The following is a 14,633-nucleotide window of genomic DNA, read 5'->3' as shown; positions in this document are numbered from 1 at the left end:
CCGCATGCTCAGGCATGTCGGTAGGACGCCTTTTTTTATGCTTTTTTTTCAGGAAGCCAGACGATGAGCAAACCGAGTTTTCCGCTGTCCAGACGTCGATTTCTTACGGGTAGCGCCCTTTTGGGTGGCAGCTACCTTGTTCCCGGGCTGATGAACAGCGTCTGGGCTGCCGGCTCGGATGCCCCGGAAAAAACCAACATTCGGGTGGGATTCATTCCCTTGACGGACTGTGCGCCAGTGGTCATGGCGGCGGTAAAGGGCTTCGATAAAAAATATGGCATCACCCTGACACCGACCAAAGAAGCGAGCTGGGCCGCCGTGCGCGACAAACTCACCTCAGGGGAGCTGGATGCAGCCCATGTGCTGTACGGCATGATCTACGGCCTGCAACTGGGTGTCGCCGGGCCACAGCATGATATGGCGAACCTGATGACGCTGAATCAAAACGGCCAGGCGATCACTCTGTCAAATCAGTTGAAAGAGGCCGGTGTCACGACAGCGGAGGGGTTGAAAAAGGCCGTCGCGGCGCAACCCGCAGGCAGTTACACCTTTGCTCACACCTTTCCCACCAGCACTCATGCCATGTGGCTTTATTACTGGCTGGCCAATGCTGGCATCGATCCTTTTGCCGATGTCCGTACCGTCGTGGTGCCGCCGCCACAGATGGTGATGAACATGAAAATTGGCAACATGAGCGGCTACTGTGTAGGCGAGCCGTGGAACCAGCGTGCCATCAGCGACAACATCGGTTTTACCGCCGAAACCACCCAGAACATCTGGCCCGATCACCCGGAAAAAATCCTCGGCACCCGTGCCGCATGGGTGAAAGAGAACCCGAACAGCGCGCGGGCACTGACCGCCGCCGTGCTGGAGGCCGCACGCTGGATCGATGCCTCCGACGACAACCGCCGGGAAACCGCGCAGGTGATCGCCAGCCGGGCCTACCTCAACACCAAACCTGAAACCATCGAGGGCCGCATGCTGGGCCATTACGACAACGGACTGGGAAAACGCTGGCAGGATGCGCACCCGATGCGCTTCTTCAACGATGGCCAGGTCAGCTACCCCTGGCTGTCTGACGGCATGTGGTTCCTCACGCAGCAAAAACGCTGGGGTCTGCTGAAACAGGAACCCGATTATCTGGCCGTGGCAAAACAGGTTAACCGCACTGATATCTATGCACAGGCCGCCAGCGCCGTGGGCAACATTTCACTGCCGGAGAACGGGATGCGCAGCAGCACCCTGATCGACGGCAAAGTCTGGGACGGCAGCAACCCGGCAGCGTATGCCGCCAGTTTCGCCCTTAAGGCCGGAGGTCAGTCATGAAAAATCAGGCAACCGTCATTCCGCTGGTAAACGAACCGGCCACGCTGAATGCACAAATCATCCCGCTGAATAACAACCCGACACCTAAAGCGCGGCGACGATTCACGCTGCGCCCGCTGTTACAGCGCATCATTCCTGGCGTATGCGGGATGATCCTGCTGCTCGGCGTGTGGCAGATTGCTGCACTCTACAGCACCGGTTTTCCCGGACCGGTCTCCACCTGGCAGGCGGCGGTCACACTGTTCGCCGATCCCTTCTACAACGCCGGGCCAAACGATCAGGGTATTGGCTGGAACGTGCTGGCTTCACTGCAACGTGTCGCTATCGGTTTTGGCCTGGCGGCACTGGTCGGCATCCCGGCGGGCTTTCTGCTGGGGCGTTTTCTGTTTTTAGGCCGCATGTTCAGCCCGATTATTGCCCTGCTGCGCCCCGTCAGCCCGCTGGCCTGGCTGCCCATTGGTCTGCTGCTGTTCCAGCGTGCGGAACCGGCTTCCAGCTGGACCATTTTCATCTGTTCCATCTGGCCAATGGTGATCAATACGGCAGAAGGCGTGCAGAGGATCCCCCGGGACTACCTCAACGTTGCGCGGGTACTCAACCTCTCTGAATTCACCATTATGCGCAAAATCCTGTTCCCGGCGGTGCTGCCCGCGGTACTGACCGGCGTCCGTCTTTCGATTGGCATTGCCTGGCTGGTGATCGTCGCCGCCGAAATGCTCACCGGGGGCCTGGGCATCGGATTCTGGATCTGGAACGAGTGGAACAACCTCAACGTGGAAAACATTCTTATCGCCATTGCGATTATCGGTGTGGTCGGCCTGCTGCTGGAACAGGCGCTGATGCTGCTCGCACGCCGCTTTTCCTGGCAGGACAGCCAGCAGGAGAACAAATAATGTCGAACATTATTGAAGTACAGCAGGTCAGCCAGCGCTTTAACACCGCCCAGGGCGATTTTCTCGCGCTGGATAACGTCAGCTTCAGCATCCGCAAAGGGGAAACGCTGAGCCTGATCGGGCACTCCGGCTGCGGGAAATCGACGCTGCTGAATCTGATCGCCGGACTGACGCTGCCCAGCGAAGGCGGCCTGCTGTGTGATAACCGCGAGATCGCCGGGCCGGGACCGGAGAGGGCGGTGGTGTTTCAGAACCACTCCCTGCTGCCGTGGCTGACCGCTTACGACAACGTGGCGCTGGCGGTAAATCAGGTCTTCAAAGGCAGCATGAGCCGGGCAGAGCGTCACGAATGGATCCTCGAAAATCTTGGACTGGTGCAGATGGGGCATGCCCGCGATAAACGGCCGGGCGAACTTTCTGGTGGCATGAAACAGCGCGTCGGTATTGCCCGCGCGCTGGCCATGAAGCCCAAAGTGCTGCTGATGGATGAACCCTTTGGTGCGCTGGATGCGCTGACCCGCGCCCGCCTGCAGGACGCCGTGATGAGTATTCAGCAAAAACTGAACACCACTATCGTACTGATCACCCATGACGTCGACGAAGCGGTGCTGCTCTCGGACCGCGTAATGATGATGACGAACGGCCCGGCGGCAAAAATTGGTGAGATCATGGATGTGACATTGCCCCGTCCCCGTTCGCGGGTGGCGCTGGCGGATGATCCTCAGTATCACCAGCTGCGTCAGCGCGTGCTGCATTTCCTCTACGAAAAACAGTCAGCGGCATAAGGGGAACATCATGGCGGAACATCTGGTGGTGATCGGCAACGGGATGGCAGGCATGCGCATGGTGGAAACCCTGTGCCAGCTGGCGCCTGACCGTTACCGCATCACGGTGATTGGCCGTGAACCGCTGGGCAACTACAACCGCATCATGCTTTCCCCGGTACTGGGCGGTGAAAAAGCCTTCGCGGAAACGCTGCTGCATACGCCCGACTGGTACCGCCAGCACAACATCACCCTGCACAGCGGAGAAGCCGTCACATCGCTGGACACGCACCGACAAACGCTGACCACCGGACAGCGGACCCTGAAGTGGGATCAGCTGGTGCTGGCCACCGGCTCGCTGCCGGTTCTCCCTGAGATCCCCGGTATCCGGCGGCCGCATGTTCAGGGGTTCCGCACCCTGGCAGATGTCGAACAGATGCTGAACAGCACTGGTCCCGTGGTGGTGCTGGGCGGGGGGCTGCTGGGTATTGAAGCTGCCGCAGCCCTGCGCCTGCGCGGCCGTGCGGTCACGCTGATCCATCGCAACAGCTGGCTGATGGATCGGCAGCTTGATCCTGAAGCCGGTGGGCTGCTGGCCGCCACGCTGGTGCAGCGCGGTATCGACTGCCGCCTCAACACGGCGCTAAGCCGTATCGACCGGACGACAGTCACGCTGCGTGACGGCACCCGGCTTCCCGCTACCTGCGTGCTTATCGCTATCGGCGTGGCACCAGATACCGCGCTGGCACGTGAAGCCGGGATCCCCTGCCAGCGCGGTGTGGTGGTGGATCGTCAGTGCCGCACCGCCCTGGCAGGCATCAGTGCGCTGGGCGAGTGTTGTGAAATGGAGGGCGAGACGTTTGGTCTGGTGGCCCCCTGTTTCGCCCAGGCCCAGGTGCTGGCACAGCGGCTGGCGGGCATGCCCGTCGCGGACTATGTCAGTGAAGACAACGGCACCCGCCTGAAAGTCAGCGGCATTGAGGTGTTCAGCGCCGGGGATATCTCCTCGCGACAGGACCGGCACAGCGCCAGCGCCTTTGATCCGATTGCCGGTCACTACCGGCGCCTGTTTTTTCGACAGCAACAGCTGGTGGGTATCCTGCTTTACGGGGAAACCGGCGACAGCGCCACCCTGCTAGCCCGCCTGCAGAAAGCGACACCACAAAGTACGCACCTGCTGCTTAACCCGGAACACGCAACGCAGCCACAGGCTGCAGGACAAAATCAGATGAGCAAACCGACCCTTGTTGTTATTGGCCACGGCATGGTGGGCCACCATTTCCTTGAGCAGCTGGTTGCCCGGCAGCTGCATCAGCAGTTCCATATTGTGGTGTACGGTGAAGAGCGCCATATGGCCTACGACCGTGTACATCTGTCGGAATATTTTGCCGGTAAGGGTCACGCCGAGCTGTCGATGGTCAGTGAAAACTTTTTTGACGAGCATGGCATCGAACTGCGTACCCACTGCGCGGTCACGGAGATTGACCGCCAGCGCCGCTGTGTGCGTGATGCCAGCGGTCACGAGATGGCATGGGACAAACTGGTTCTGGCCACCGGCTCCTGGCCTTTTGTGCCGCCTATTCCCGGTGGTGACAGCGACAGCTGCTTTGTCTACCGCACGCTGGATGACCTTGATGGTATCGCCGCAAAAGCGCAGAACGCGCGACACGGCGTGGTGATTGGCGGTGGCCTGCTGGGCCTGGAAGCGGCCAACGCGTTAACCCAGCTCGGTCTTGAAACGGCCGTGGTGGAGTTTGCCCCACGCCTGATGGCCGTACAGCTGGATGATGGCGGTGCGGCCATGCTGCGGCACAAAATCGATGCGCTGGGGGTACAGGTGCTGACCGGTAAATCCACCCAGGAGATCGTCCGCCAGCCGGATGGTCGCTTACAGCTTCAGTTCGCTGACGGCAGCCAGATCGACACGGATTTAGTGCTGTTTTCTGCCGGTATACGCCCGCGCGACCAGCTGGCCGCCGCGGCCGGGCTGACCCTTGGTCCCCGTGGCGGTATTGATATCAATAGCGGCTGCATCACTTCCGATGGCGATATTCTGGCGATTGGCGAGTGCGCGCTGTGGAACGGACAGATTTTTGGGCTGGTGGCACCGGGCTATCAGATGGCACGCGTGGCAGCGGCGGTGCTGGCCGGGGAAGAAGCGGCATTTACCGGCGCAGACATGAGCACCAAACTGAAACTGCTCGGCGTGGAGGTGGCATCATTTGGCGATGCCCACGGCCGCACGCCTGGCAGCAAAAGCTACTACTGGAACAATGAACCACAGGAAATCTTTAAAAAAATTGTCGTCTCTGCCGACGGCAAACAGCTGCTGGGCGGGATCCTGGTGGGTGACAGCAGCGACTACAGCACGCTGCTGCAAATGATGCTGAACAGTATGCCGCTGCCTGCCGCCCCGGAACATCTGATCCTGCCGCAGCGGGAAGGCGGGGCGATCAAAGCGCTCGGCGTGGCCGCGCTGCCGGACAGTGCTCAGGTCTGCTCCTGTCATAACGTCAGTAAAGGCGCTATCTGTGCGGCAGTGTCCGGCGGCTGTGGCGATATGGCCTCATTAAAAAGCTGTACCAAAGCGGCTACCGGCTGCGGCGGTTGCACCGCGCTGGTGAAACAGGTGATGGAATATCAGCTGGCCAGCCAGGGCGTGGAGGTGAAAAAGGATATCTGCGAACACTTTGCCCACTCACGCCAGGAGCTGCACCACCTGATCCGCGTCGGGGAGATCAAGAGTTTCGATGCGTTGCTATTGAAGCATGGCCACGGGCTGGGCTGTGAAATATGTAAACCGCTGGTGGGATCGCTGCTGGCATCGGTATGGAATGAGTACCTGCTTAAACCTCAGCACCTGCCGTTGCAGGACACTAACGATCGCTACTTTGCCAATATCCAGAAAGACGGCACCTACTCCGTGGTGCCACGGGTCCCGGCGGGTGAAATTACCGCACGCGGCCTGATTGCCATTGGTGAAGTCGCCGAACGCTATAACCTCTACAGCAAAATTACCGGCGGGCAGCGCATCGACCTGTTCGGCGCCCGCCTCGAACAATTACCGGACATCTGGGAGACGTTGCTGGCCGCAGGATTTGAAACCGGGCACGCCTACGGAAAATCACTGCGCACGGTGAAATCCTGTGTCGGTTCCACCTGGTGCCGCTACGGCGTTCAGGACTCCACCCGCTTCGCTATTGCGCTGGAAAATCGCTACAAGGGGCTGCGTGCGCCGCACAAAATCAAAATGGCGGTTTCCGGCTGTACCCGTGAGTGCGCGGAGGCACAGAGCAAAGATATCGGCGTGATCGCCACCGAGAAGGGCTGGAATCTCTATGTCTGCGGTAACGGCGGCATGAAACCGCGCCACGCCGACCAGTTTGCCAGCGATCTTGATGACGCCACGCTGATCCGCTACGTCGACCGCCTGCTGATGTTTTACATCCGCACCGGCGATCGACTGCAGAGAACCAGCGTCTGGATGGACAATCTTGAAGGCGGGCTGGATTACCTGCGCCAGGTCATCATTGAGGACTCGCTGGGCATCGCTGAGGAGCTGGAGCAGGAGATGGCGCGCGTGGTAGACAGCTACCAGTGCGAATGGCGCACCACGCTGGAAAGCCCGGATCGTCTGGCCCTGTTCCGCTCAACGCTCAACAGCAGCCTGCCCGATGAAACAGTACAGTGGCAGCAGGAACGCGGGCAGATACGGCCGTCCGATGCACCTGTGACGATAGTGCAGGATGCTACCGCTCATCCCTGGACCGATATCTGTCAACTGGATGAGATCCCGCCACAGGCCGGGATTGGCGCGCGCATCGGAACACAGCGTATTGCTCTGTTCCGCCTGAACGATCGGGTCTTCGTGCTGGATGATAATGAACCCGGCACGCGCGCCAGCGTGTTGTCTCGCGGCATGCTGGGCGATGCCGGTGGCGAACCGATGGTCATTTCTCCGCTGTATAAACAGCGCTTCCGCCTGCGTGACGGTCAGGCACTGGACGGGAGCGGGCTGGCGGTGCGTTGCTGGCCGGTGAAAATCGAACAGGGCCGGGTGTGGGTAGCCAGTGAGGAGACGGTGCAGGCGCAGGCGGTGGCCTCATGAACACCACCTGTCCCTACTGTGGTGTCGGCTGTGGGGTGACCATTACCCGCGATAACAGTGGCGGGGTGCAGGTCAGCGGCGACAAACAGCACCCGGCTAATCTGGGCCGCCTCTGCGTCAAGGGTGCCGCACTGGGCGAAACGCTCGGCCATCAGGGCCGCCTGCTGCATCCGCAGGTTAACGGTGAACAGGTGAGCTGGGAGCGCGCACTGGATACGGTGGCAACCCGGCTACAGACGGTGATCCGAGATCACGGCCCGCAGGCGGTGGCCTTTTACGCCTCTGGGCAGCTTCTGACCGAAGATTACTATGTGGCCAACAAGCTGATGAAAGGCTTTCTCGGCGTGGCCAATATTGATACCAACTCCCGGCTCTGCATGGCTTCGGCGGTAGTTGGCTACAAACGGGCGCTGGGGGCAGATGCCGTGCCCTGCTGCTATGACGACCTGAACCATACCGACCTGGTGATCCTGGCGGGTTCCAACACCGCCTGGGCGCACCCGGTGGCGTTCCAGCGCCTGGTGCAGGCCAGGAAAGAGAATCCCCGCCTGCGTGTGGTGGTGATCGACCCGCGCCGCACCGCCACCTGCGACATTGCCGATCTGCACCTCGCGCTGAAGCCGGGCAGCGATGCCGCGCTGTTCAACGGTTTGCTGCACTGGCTGGTGCAGCATAACGGGATCGATAACGAGATGCGGGCGGTGGTGAACGGACTGGATGAGACATCCGCGTCCGTATCCGCATGGAGCAGCGCCGCGGTGGCGGACTTCTGCCAGCTACCGCAGGCAGAGGTGGAAGCCTTCTTCCAGCTGTTCCTGCACGCCAGCAACGCACTGACGCTCTACTGCATGGGCATCAACCAGTCGGCCAGCGGCAGTGACAAATGTAACGCCATTATTAACGCCCACCTCGCCAGCGGCAAAATCGGCCGGGCAGGCAGCGGCCCGTTTTCACTGACCGGGCAGCCAAACGCCATGGGTGGCCGCGAAGTGGGCGGGCTGGCCAACCAGCTGGCGGCACATATGGGGTTCAGCGCCCAGGAGGTGGACCGGGTGGCCCGCTTCTGGCACAGCCCCGGAGTCGCCGATAAACCCGGTCTGATGGCGGTCGACCTGTTCCGCGCCATCGGCCGTGGGGACGTCAAAGCCGTGTGGATTATGGGCACCAACCCGGCGGTCTCGCTGCCGGATGGTCTGACGGTCACGCAGGCGCTGAAACGCTGCCCGCTGGTGATCGTGTCCGACGTCTGCGCACAAACGGACACCACCGCCCTGGCCGACATTCTGTTACCCGCCCAGGGATGGGGGGAAAAGAACGGAACGGTAACCAACTCGGAACGCCGTATTTCACGTCAGCGCGGTTTTGTTGCACCGGCTGGCGAGTCACGCCCGGACTGGTGGATCATAGCCCAGGTCGCACAGCGTATGGGGTTTGCTGAGGCGTTCAACTGGCAGCATCCGGCAGAAATCTTCCGTGAACACGCGGCACTCTCCGGCTTTGAAAACCCGGGGACCCGGGCTTTTGATATCAGCGCACTGGCGGAACTCACTAACGCGCAGTGGGATACGCTGAAACCGGTGCAGTGGCCGGTCAATGCAGCCCATCCCGGAGGCTGTACACGCCTGTTCAGCGACCGCCGTTTCTTCCACCCGGATGGCAAAGCCCGCCTGCTCCCGGTGGTTCCCACACTGCCCGTGGCGCAGCAAAATGAGCGCTGGCCGCTGCTGCTGAATACCGGCCGCATCCGCGATCAGTGGCACACCATGACGCGCACCGGCAACGTACCGCGGCTGATGCAGCACGTTAGCGAACCCTTCTGTGAACTGCATCCGCAGGATGCGGCCCGGTATCATCTGCGTGAAGGTGACCTGGTACGCGTTCAGTCAGAAAATGGCTGGATGGTGTGCCGTGCGTGCCTCAGCGAAGATCAGCAGCCAGGCTCCATCTTTGTGCCGATGCACTGGAACCGGCAGTTCTCCAGCCACGGTAACGTGGATGCGCTGATCGCAGGCAATGTCTGCCCGCATTCGGGGCAACCGGAAAGTAAGCAGACGGCAGTGCGCGTGCGCCGCTGGCAAAGTGACTGGCAGGCCGTGCTCTGCCTGCCCTTTGACTGGCAGCCTGACGCCGGGATCTGGTGGTCACGCATTGCGGAAAACGGGGTTACGCGCTGGCTGCTGGCCGGGCAGGGTGATGCACAGAGCTGGCTGCATCAGCAGGGTTTCTTACATGAGCTGCTACTGCAAACCGCTCAGGCTGAGGGCGATTACTTTCACCTGCTCGGCTGGCAACAAGGCAGGCTGGCGCTGGGGTTCTGGAGTGCCACAGAGAGACCGGCGATCGATACCGCCGCAGTGGTTGCCGCATTCAGCCAGCCTCCCACGGATGCTGCCGGGCGCTTTGCGTTACTGGCAGGAAGACAGCTGACAGGGGATGCACGCGGAAAAACGGTATGCAGCTGCTTTGGCATCGGCGAAAATCAGATCCTGAGCGCCATTGCCGGAGGATGCTGTACCCCAGCCGCACTGGGTAGCGCGCTGAAATGTGGCACCAACTGTGGTTCATGCCTTCCTGAGCTGGCCCGGCTGATTGCGCGAACGGTAAACGCGATACCTAGCGGCTCAGCGCTATCCAGCGCCGCCCGGTCAATACCGTCAACATCACAATCGTGACGCCTGCCGCCAGGTGCATCGCAAAATCGAGGTTGTGCAGGTGAACGTCGTGGCACAGCGACAGCAGCATCGATGACATAAACGCAATGCCTGCCCCTGCCAGCGCCAGGCTTTGCCCCGGATAAAGCGAGCGGGTGCGGTGCAGGCAGGCAATCGAGATCGCCATCATCGGCAGGCTGGCCGAGAGCATAAACAAATAGCAGTGCATGCCTTCGCCAAAGCGCCCGACGCCTGCTGGCGGGGCAACAGAGGCGGTATTCAGCAGGTTGATCGCCAGCCACACCACCGCCAGCAGCGCAGCCCACCTCAGCCCGAGGGGCTTGCGGCCCGCAATACTCAAGGTAAACGCGCCGGCCATTGCACCGGCCCCAATGCCAAACGCCAGCAGCAGGGTAATCATCGCCAATCCGGCGCCCTGTTGGGACCAGTCGGTAAAGCGGCTGTGCCATGCCCAGCTGCTTAGCATGCCGCAGGGCAGCACGCTGACAACCCAGGCCACCACACGCCAGCCCACGGGCCAGGTGCGTTTCACCGGCCGGGCCGACTGGCTGAGTTGGTCGATCAGTTGGTCATGATTTTTCATCATTCCCCCGTCCATATTTACGCAGGTTGAGCATCGCGCGATGCAACAGTGATTTCACGGCCGACACAGAGAGATGGCTGGCGGCGGCGGTTTGCGCCAGGCTCTGCTCGCGCAGATGCACGCTCTCCACCATCTCGCGCTGGCGTGCAGGCAGGCTGCACAGATATCCGGCTAATTCCTCCTGAACGGCCCGTTCTCTGTGTTCAGCGCCGTCGCTTTCAGCGGCCTGGTTAAGCAGGGCATCGTCATCCTGAACTTCCGGTCGACGGCCGCGCTGGCGCAACGCATCAATGGCCCGCGCCGAGGTAATCGCCGCCACCCAGGGCAGGATCGGCCGCTGCGGATCGTAGGTCTGGCGCACGCGATGGATCGCCAGCAACGACTCCTGCACCACATCTTCCACCAGCGCTTCATCGCGGATTTTTTGGCGAGCAAAAGCCCGGATGGCAGGCACCATCGCTTTCAGCAGCTGGTTATAGGCGCTCTTGTCTCCCGCCTGCGCACAGGCCATCAGGTGCGGCCACGCCTGCGCGCGGGTATCCGTTTCAGCCATTCACGTCCCTGATATTCAGCGGAGTCTCACAAGACATTGCGCGGGCATTCACACGCACATTGCATCACGTTTTTTTCCCGGTTTCGGTTGCATGGTCAAGGGCGTTGATCACGATACGCGGCGTCAGTACCTGCGGCAGCACCACGGGCTTTCCGCCATCGGCAGGGTAGACCACATAGAGCGGCAGACCACCACGACCAAAATCACTCAGCGCCTGTTCCACATCAGGATTGTACTTTGTCGAATCCGCGACCATATAAATGGTGTTGGTTCGCGCCATCGCCGCTTTAACCGCCTGCGTTGAGAGCGACGTGCGATCGTTCACCTGGCAGGTGATGCACCACGAGGCGGTAAAATTCACCAGAATCGGTTTGCCCTGGCCTTTGATGGCATCAACGTTCTGCGGTGACCAGGCCACCGCAGCGGCAGCATCCGCACCCTCAGCGGCCGCGTCCGTCGGTGAAGAGAAGGAGGTCAGACTGGCCAGCGGTGGCACCATCAGCAGCACAAACAGCGCCGTGGCAAGGTGTTGCGGCCAGTGACGCCGCCCCATCATACGGCGTTTCTGCGCGATGCCATACAGCCAGGCGGCAAAACTCAGTACGATGCAGCAGGCGAGGATCAGGGCCAGCGCCGCCGAGCCAGCCTGCCGCTCCAGCACCCAGATCAGCCAGGCGACAGCCCCTAACATCGGGAACGCCAGCGCATGTTTCAGCGTAACCATCCAGGCACCCGGCGCAGGCAATATACGCGCCAAAAGCGGGAAGAAAGAGACCAGAGTAAACGGCGCGGCAAACCCAAGCGCCAGCGCGGTAAAGATGGCCAGACTGACCAGCGGCGGCTGCGTCAGCGCGTAGCCAACGGCACTGGCCATAAACGGGGCGCTGCAAGGCGTGGCCACGATAATCGCCAGCGCCCCGGTGAGCGCGGAGCCGGTTAATCCGCCGCGTCCGCTGCCCACTTCTCCCACGCGCTGCACCGAAAGTCCGACTTCAAACAGCCCAAACAGATTCAGTGCCGACGCCAGCATTACCAGAATCAGCAGGGCAATCACCAGCGGTGACTGAAGCTGAAAACCCCAGCCAACGGCCGATCCCCCTGCGCGGGCCAGCAGTAATGCGCCCGCCAGCAGCAGCATGGTGACCACCACCCCGCCAAGGAACGCCAGCCCTTCCGCGCGGGCCTGAGCGGGTTTGTCGTGATGACGGATCAGGCTCAGCGCTTTCAGTGAAATCACCGGAAACACACACGGCATCAGATTCAGGATCATGCCGCCCAGAAAGGCGGCTGCGATGGCAGTCAGCATAATTTACCTGCTTCAGTGAGTGAGGTTATGCCGGGTTGGCCTGACGGTATTTTTTCACAGCATCCATCGCTTTCTGGATATGTGCATCCGGGTTTTTATCGGTATAGCTCAGCAGGATCTTGCCGTCCGGCGCGATCACATAGGAGGTGCGGTCAGACAACGTCTGGCCTTTCATCTGCATGGTGCTCTGATACTCTCCGGCGACTTTAGCGCCCGGATCGGCAGCAACGGTAAATTTGTCGCGGCACTCCAGCTGGGAGAATTTGGCAATCTGATCCACATTCCCGGCGGTCACGCCAATCACCGTCGCGCCCTGCTGGTTAAATTCGTCGGTGGCTTCAGCGAAGTCGTGGGCTTCCAGCGTACAACCGGCACTAAAGGCGGCGGGGAAGAAGTACAACACTACCGGGCCTTTTTTCAGTGCCTGCTGGAGTGAGAAGGTGGTCGGTTTCCCGGCCAGCGCGGCCTTAAGCTCGAAGTCAGGGGCTTTTTCACCAACCGGCAGGGCGGCAAAGGCGGATGTAACAGGCAGCGCCAGGCCAAGAACGGCGGCAACAGCCAGGGTGCTCAGGGTGTTTTTCATACGCATGATGATCTCTCCAGTTTGGGGACAGGCGACAGCGCCTGATAACCTTAACCAGAGTTTCGCCTAACCGCAGGCAAAGGTTGCGGTCGGGCGAAAATATTTTTGCAGGACCGCTATTTCTGCATGCGTGCAATATTGTCATTGATACGCCCCTGAAGGGTGCGCAGCGTCTCAGCAGTGATTTTCCCAGGGAACAGCACCTCCGCCAGTCTGGCAAAACCGGATGCCACGGTGCAATGCTTCTCCAGCATGGCATCCACCTGCGACGCGGTCAGCTCCGCTTCCTGTTCACCCAGTGCGAGCAAATGTTCGCGACCAATATCCAGCGCCTCCCCCATCACATCCATTTGATGATAGCCGCCTGGCCCTTCGCACCAGGTCACATCATACGCCGGGGCCAGTTGCCACTCGCCACTGGCCGACATGCAATACGCAAAATTCTTCGGATGATCGTCGCGATTGTTGAACACCACGTTGAACACCACCCGTTCAAACGCCAGCACTTTCTGCCTGATGTCATTCGTACACAGCTGGGTGGCACGCAGAAAATTAGTGTAGTCCAGCGCGCCCGCCACCTGGTAACTGGCCCCGGTGTAAGCCGCAAGACTCTGCATCGGCACACGCAAGCCGTTTTGCCGGTCAAATCGCCGCGAGGCAAAGGCGGCCTGTCCGTTGGGAAGGGCAAAATACGCGGTGTCTGGCGTACTGATATCGCACTCGCGCAGACACTGCGCATAGACCGCTTCAATGGCACAGACTTCCGGGTGCTCCTGTCGGGCTGGGAACTTGATGAGCCAGGCCTCCAGGCCCGGAGCGCTGGCGGTGCTGAAGTGACCGCTGTTCGGATCGCGATACAGCAACGCTTTCGGCCTCGCGCCCTGCGGGGAACCGCCCATCTGCAACAGCCTTTGCAAAAACTCACCGCCTTCGCCCTCCAGCACCTCCTGAACCTCTGCGGAGAGCTGCGCCAGGGCAATCTCTTCCCCCTGGCCTGCGGCTTCAGCCTGGGACGGTTCAAATGACATCGCTCCCATTGCATTATTGCCGATCCAGGTCAGGCGCTCTAACGGCCCAATCCGTGCCGCATTCAGCCCGCGCTGGCGGAACAGTCGATCCATCAACAGCATGCCCCAGCCATCAGGGAGCGCGTCATAAACGGGGCCGGGAAGACCCAACTGATGAACCGGGAAGTCTCTGCGTAAGCGGGGACCTTTGAGCGGCAGCGTGAAGGAGGCAAGCTCCAGCCCACGACGAATCGCCTCTTCGCTGTACTCAAACAGGATCACCGGCCGCCCGGTGAGCGCCGTAGAGGATACCAGCGATCCCCAGAGCCAGCGGTCGCCCCATCCTTCGTACCAGACATCAACTTTATTCACCATGATGCGCGCTCTTTTTTACCCGCTGACGGGTGGTGGTTTGCTCAAAACGCCGCAGATCGTCCAGGCTGTCGATCCGGGGGGCAAACAGCGCCTCCAGCTCTTTGCCACGGCCGAGCACCATCGCCACTCTCACCAGGTTTTCAAACCCCACATTGCGCCCGGACTCCAGGTTGGACACGGTGTTCACACCGATCCCCGCCCTGGCGGCCACGTCGGCCTGGGTCATCTGTTGCAGAAGACGCTCTTTACGCAGTCGCTCGCACAGCAGCTTAACGATTTCATCGGGCTTACTGAGAGTTAAATCCATCATAACGGGTTTTAAATCCATAAAGTGAGGTTAACACCCATTATTATAGAGTTATCAGGCAGAAGAGGAAAGCCACATAACTCCATTATTGTGTGACTTAAGGGAGTATTGTTTGGGGTGATACTTGTGGTATGGCAAAAGCTGTTTTAAATCCCC

11 protein-coding genes are annotated in these 14,633 nt (G+C 60.6%); 5 read left to right on the top strand and 6 right to left on the bottom strand.

Annotation, left to right across the window (positions count from 1 at the left end):
- Nucleotides 1-63 precede the first annotated feature (63 nt).
- From ACFL9S_RS16290 to ACFL9S_RS16270, 5 genes are read left to right on the top strand one after another with little or no spacing between them, the layout of a single operon-like run.
- Nucleotides 64-1,326, top strand: a complete 1,263-nt coding sequence (locus tag ACFL9S_RS16290) for a CmpA/NrtA family ABC transporter substrate-binding protein (RefSeq protein WP_405262935.1) — start codon at nucleotides 64-66, stop codon at nucleotides 1,324-1,326.
- On the top strand, nucleotides 1,323-2,219 hold the full coding sequence (ntrB, locus tag ACFL9S_RS16285) for a nitrate ABC transporter permease (RefSeq protein ID WP_405262934.1): 897 nt from the start codon (nucleotides 1,323-1,325) through the stop codon (nucleotides 2,217-2,219). The genes ACFL9S_RS16290 and ntrB overlap by 4 nt, the downstream gene beginning before the upstream one ends.
- On the top strand, nucleotides 2,219-3,004 hold the full coding sequence (locus tag ACFL9S_RS16280) for an ABC transporter ATP-binding protein (protein WP_405262933.1): 786 nt from the start codon (nucleotides 2,219-2,221) through the stop codon (nucleotides 3,002-3,004). Before ntrB ends, ACFL9S_RS16280 begins: the two co-directional genes overlap by 1 nt.
- Before the next feature lie 10 nt (nucleotides 3,005-3,014).
- Nucleotides 3,015-7,091: a nitrite reductase large subunit NirB gene (gene nirB, locus ACFL9S_RS16275; protein WP_405262932.1), complete on the top strand. Its 4,077-nt coding sequence runs from the start codon at nucleotides 3,015-3,017 to the stop codon at nucleotides 7,089-7,091.
- Nucleotides 7,088-9,763, top strand: coding sequence for a molybdopterin-dependent oxidoreductase (locus ACFL9S_RS16270; protein ID WP_405262931.1), 2,676 nt, complete (start codon nucleotides 7,088-7,090; stop codon nucleotides 9,761-9,763). Before nirB ends, ACFL9S_RS16270 begins: the two co-directional genes overlap by 4 nt.
- On the opposite strand, the gene ACFL9S_RS16265 is transcribed toward ACFL9S_RS16270, so the two are convergent.
- The 6 genes from ACFL9S_RS16265 to ACFL9S_RS16240 all read right to left on the bottom strand — a co-directional run bounded on the left by ACFL9S_RS16265 (nucleotide 9,705) and on the right by ACFL9S_RS16240 (nucleotide 14,477).
- Nucleotides 9,705-10,346, bottom strand: coding sequence for a DUF1109 domain-containing protein (locus ACFL9S_RS16265; RefSeq protein ID WP_405262972.1), 642 nt, complete (start codon nucleotides 10,344-10,346; stop codon nucleotides 9,705-9,707). The genes ACFL9S_RS16270 and ACFL9S_RS16265 overlap by 59 nt on opposite strands.
- Nucleotides 10,333-10,899, bottom strand: a complete 567-nt coding sequence (locus ACFL9S_RS16260) for a sigma-70 family RNA polymerase sigma factor (protein ID WP_405262930.1) — start codon at nucleotides 10,897-10,899, stop codon at nucleotides 10,333-10,335. Before ACFL9S_RS16260 ends, ACFL9S_RS16265 begins: the two co-directional genes overlap by 14 nt.
- Nucleotides 10,900-10,963: 64 nt before the next feature.
- Nucleotides 10,964-12,205 carry a protein-disulfide reductase DsbD family protein gene (locus ACFL9S_RS16255; RefSeq protein WP_405262929.1) on the bottom strand — a complete coding sequence of 414 codons (1,242 nt, stop codon included), beginning with the start codon at nucleotides 12,203-12,205 and terminating at the stop codon, nucleotides 10,964-10,966.
- 25 nt (nucleotides 12,206-12,230) lie between these two features.
- Complete coding sequence (locus ACFL9S_RS16250; RefSeq protein ID WP_405262928.1) at nucleotides 12,231-12,794, bottom strand: peroxiredoxin; 564 nt, start codon at nucleotides 12,792-12,794, stop codon at nucleotides 12,231-12,233.
- A gap of 110 nt (nucleotides 12,795-12,904) precedes the next feature.
- On the bottom strand, nucleotides 12,905-14,170 hold the full coding sequence (locus ACFL9S_RS16245) for a type II toxin-antitoxin system HipA family toxin (protein WP_405262927.1): 1,266 nt from the start codon (nucleotides 14,168-14,170) through the stop codon (nucleotides 12,905-12,907).
- Nucleotides 14,160-14,477: a helix-turn-helix domain-containing protein gene (locus ACFL9S_RS16240; RefSeq protein ID WP_405262971.1), complete on the bottom strand. Its 318-nt coding sequence runs from the start codon at nucleotides 14,475-14,477 to the stop codon at nucleotides 14,160-14,162. The genes ACFL9S_RS16245 and ACFL9S_RS16240 overlap by 11 nt, the downstream gene beginning before the upstream one ends.
- Nucleotides 14,478-14,633 lie beyond the last annotated feature (156 nt).

Source organism: Erwinia sp. AnSW2-5, assembly GCF_045107195.1.
Taxonomy (GTDB): Bacteria; Pseudomonadota; Gammaproteobacteria; order Enterobacterales; family Enterobacteriaceae; genus Erwinia.
This window is presented reverse-complemented; position numbering and strand designations above follow the sequence as displayed.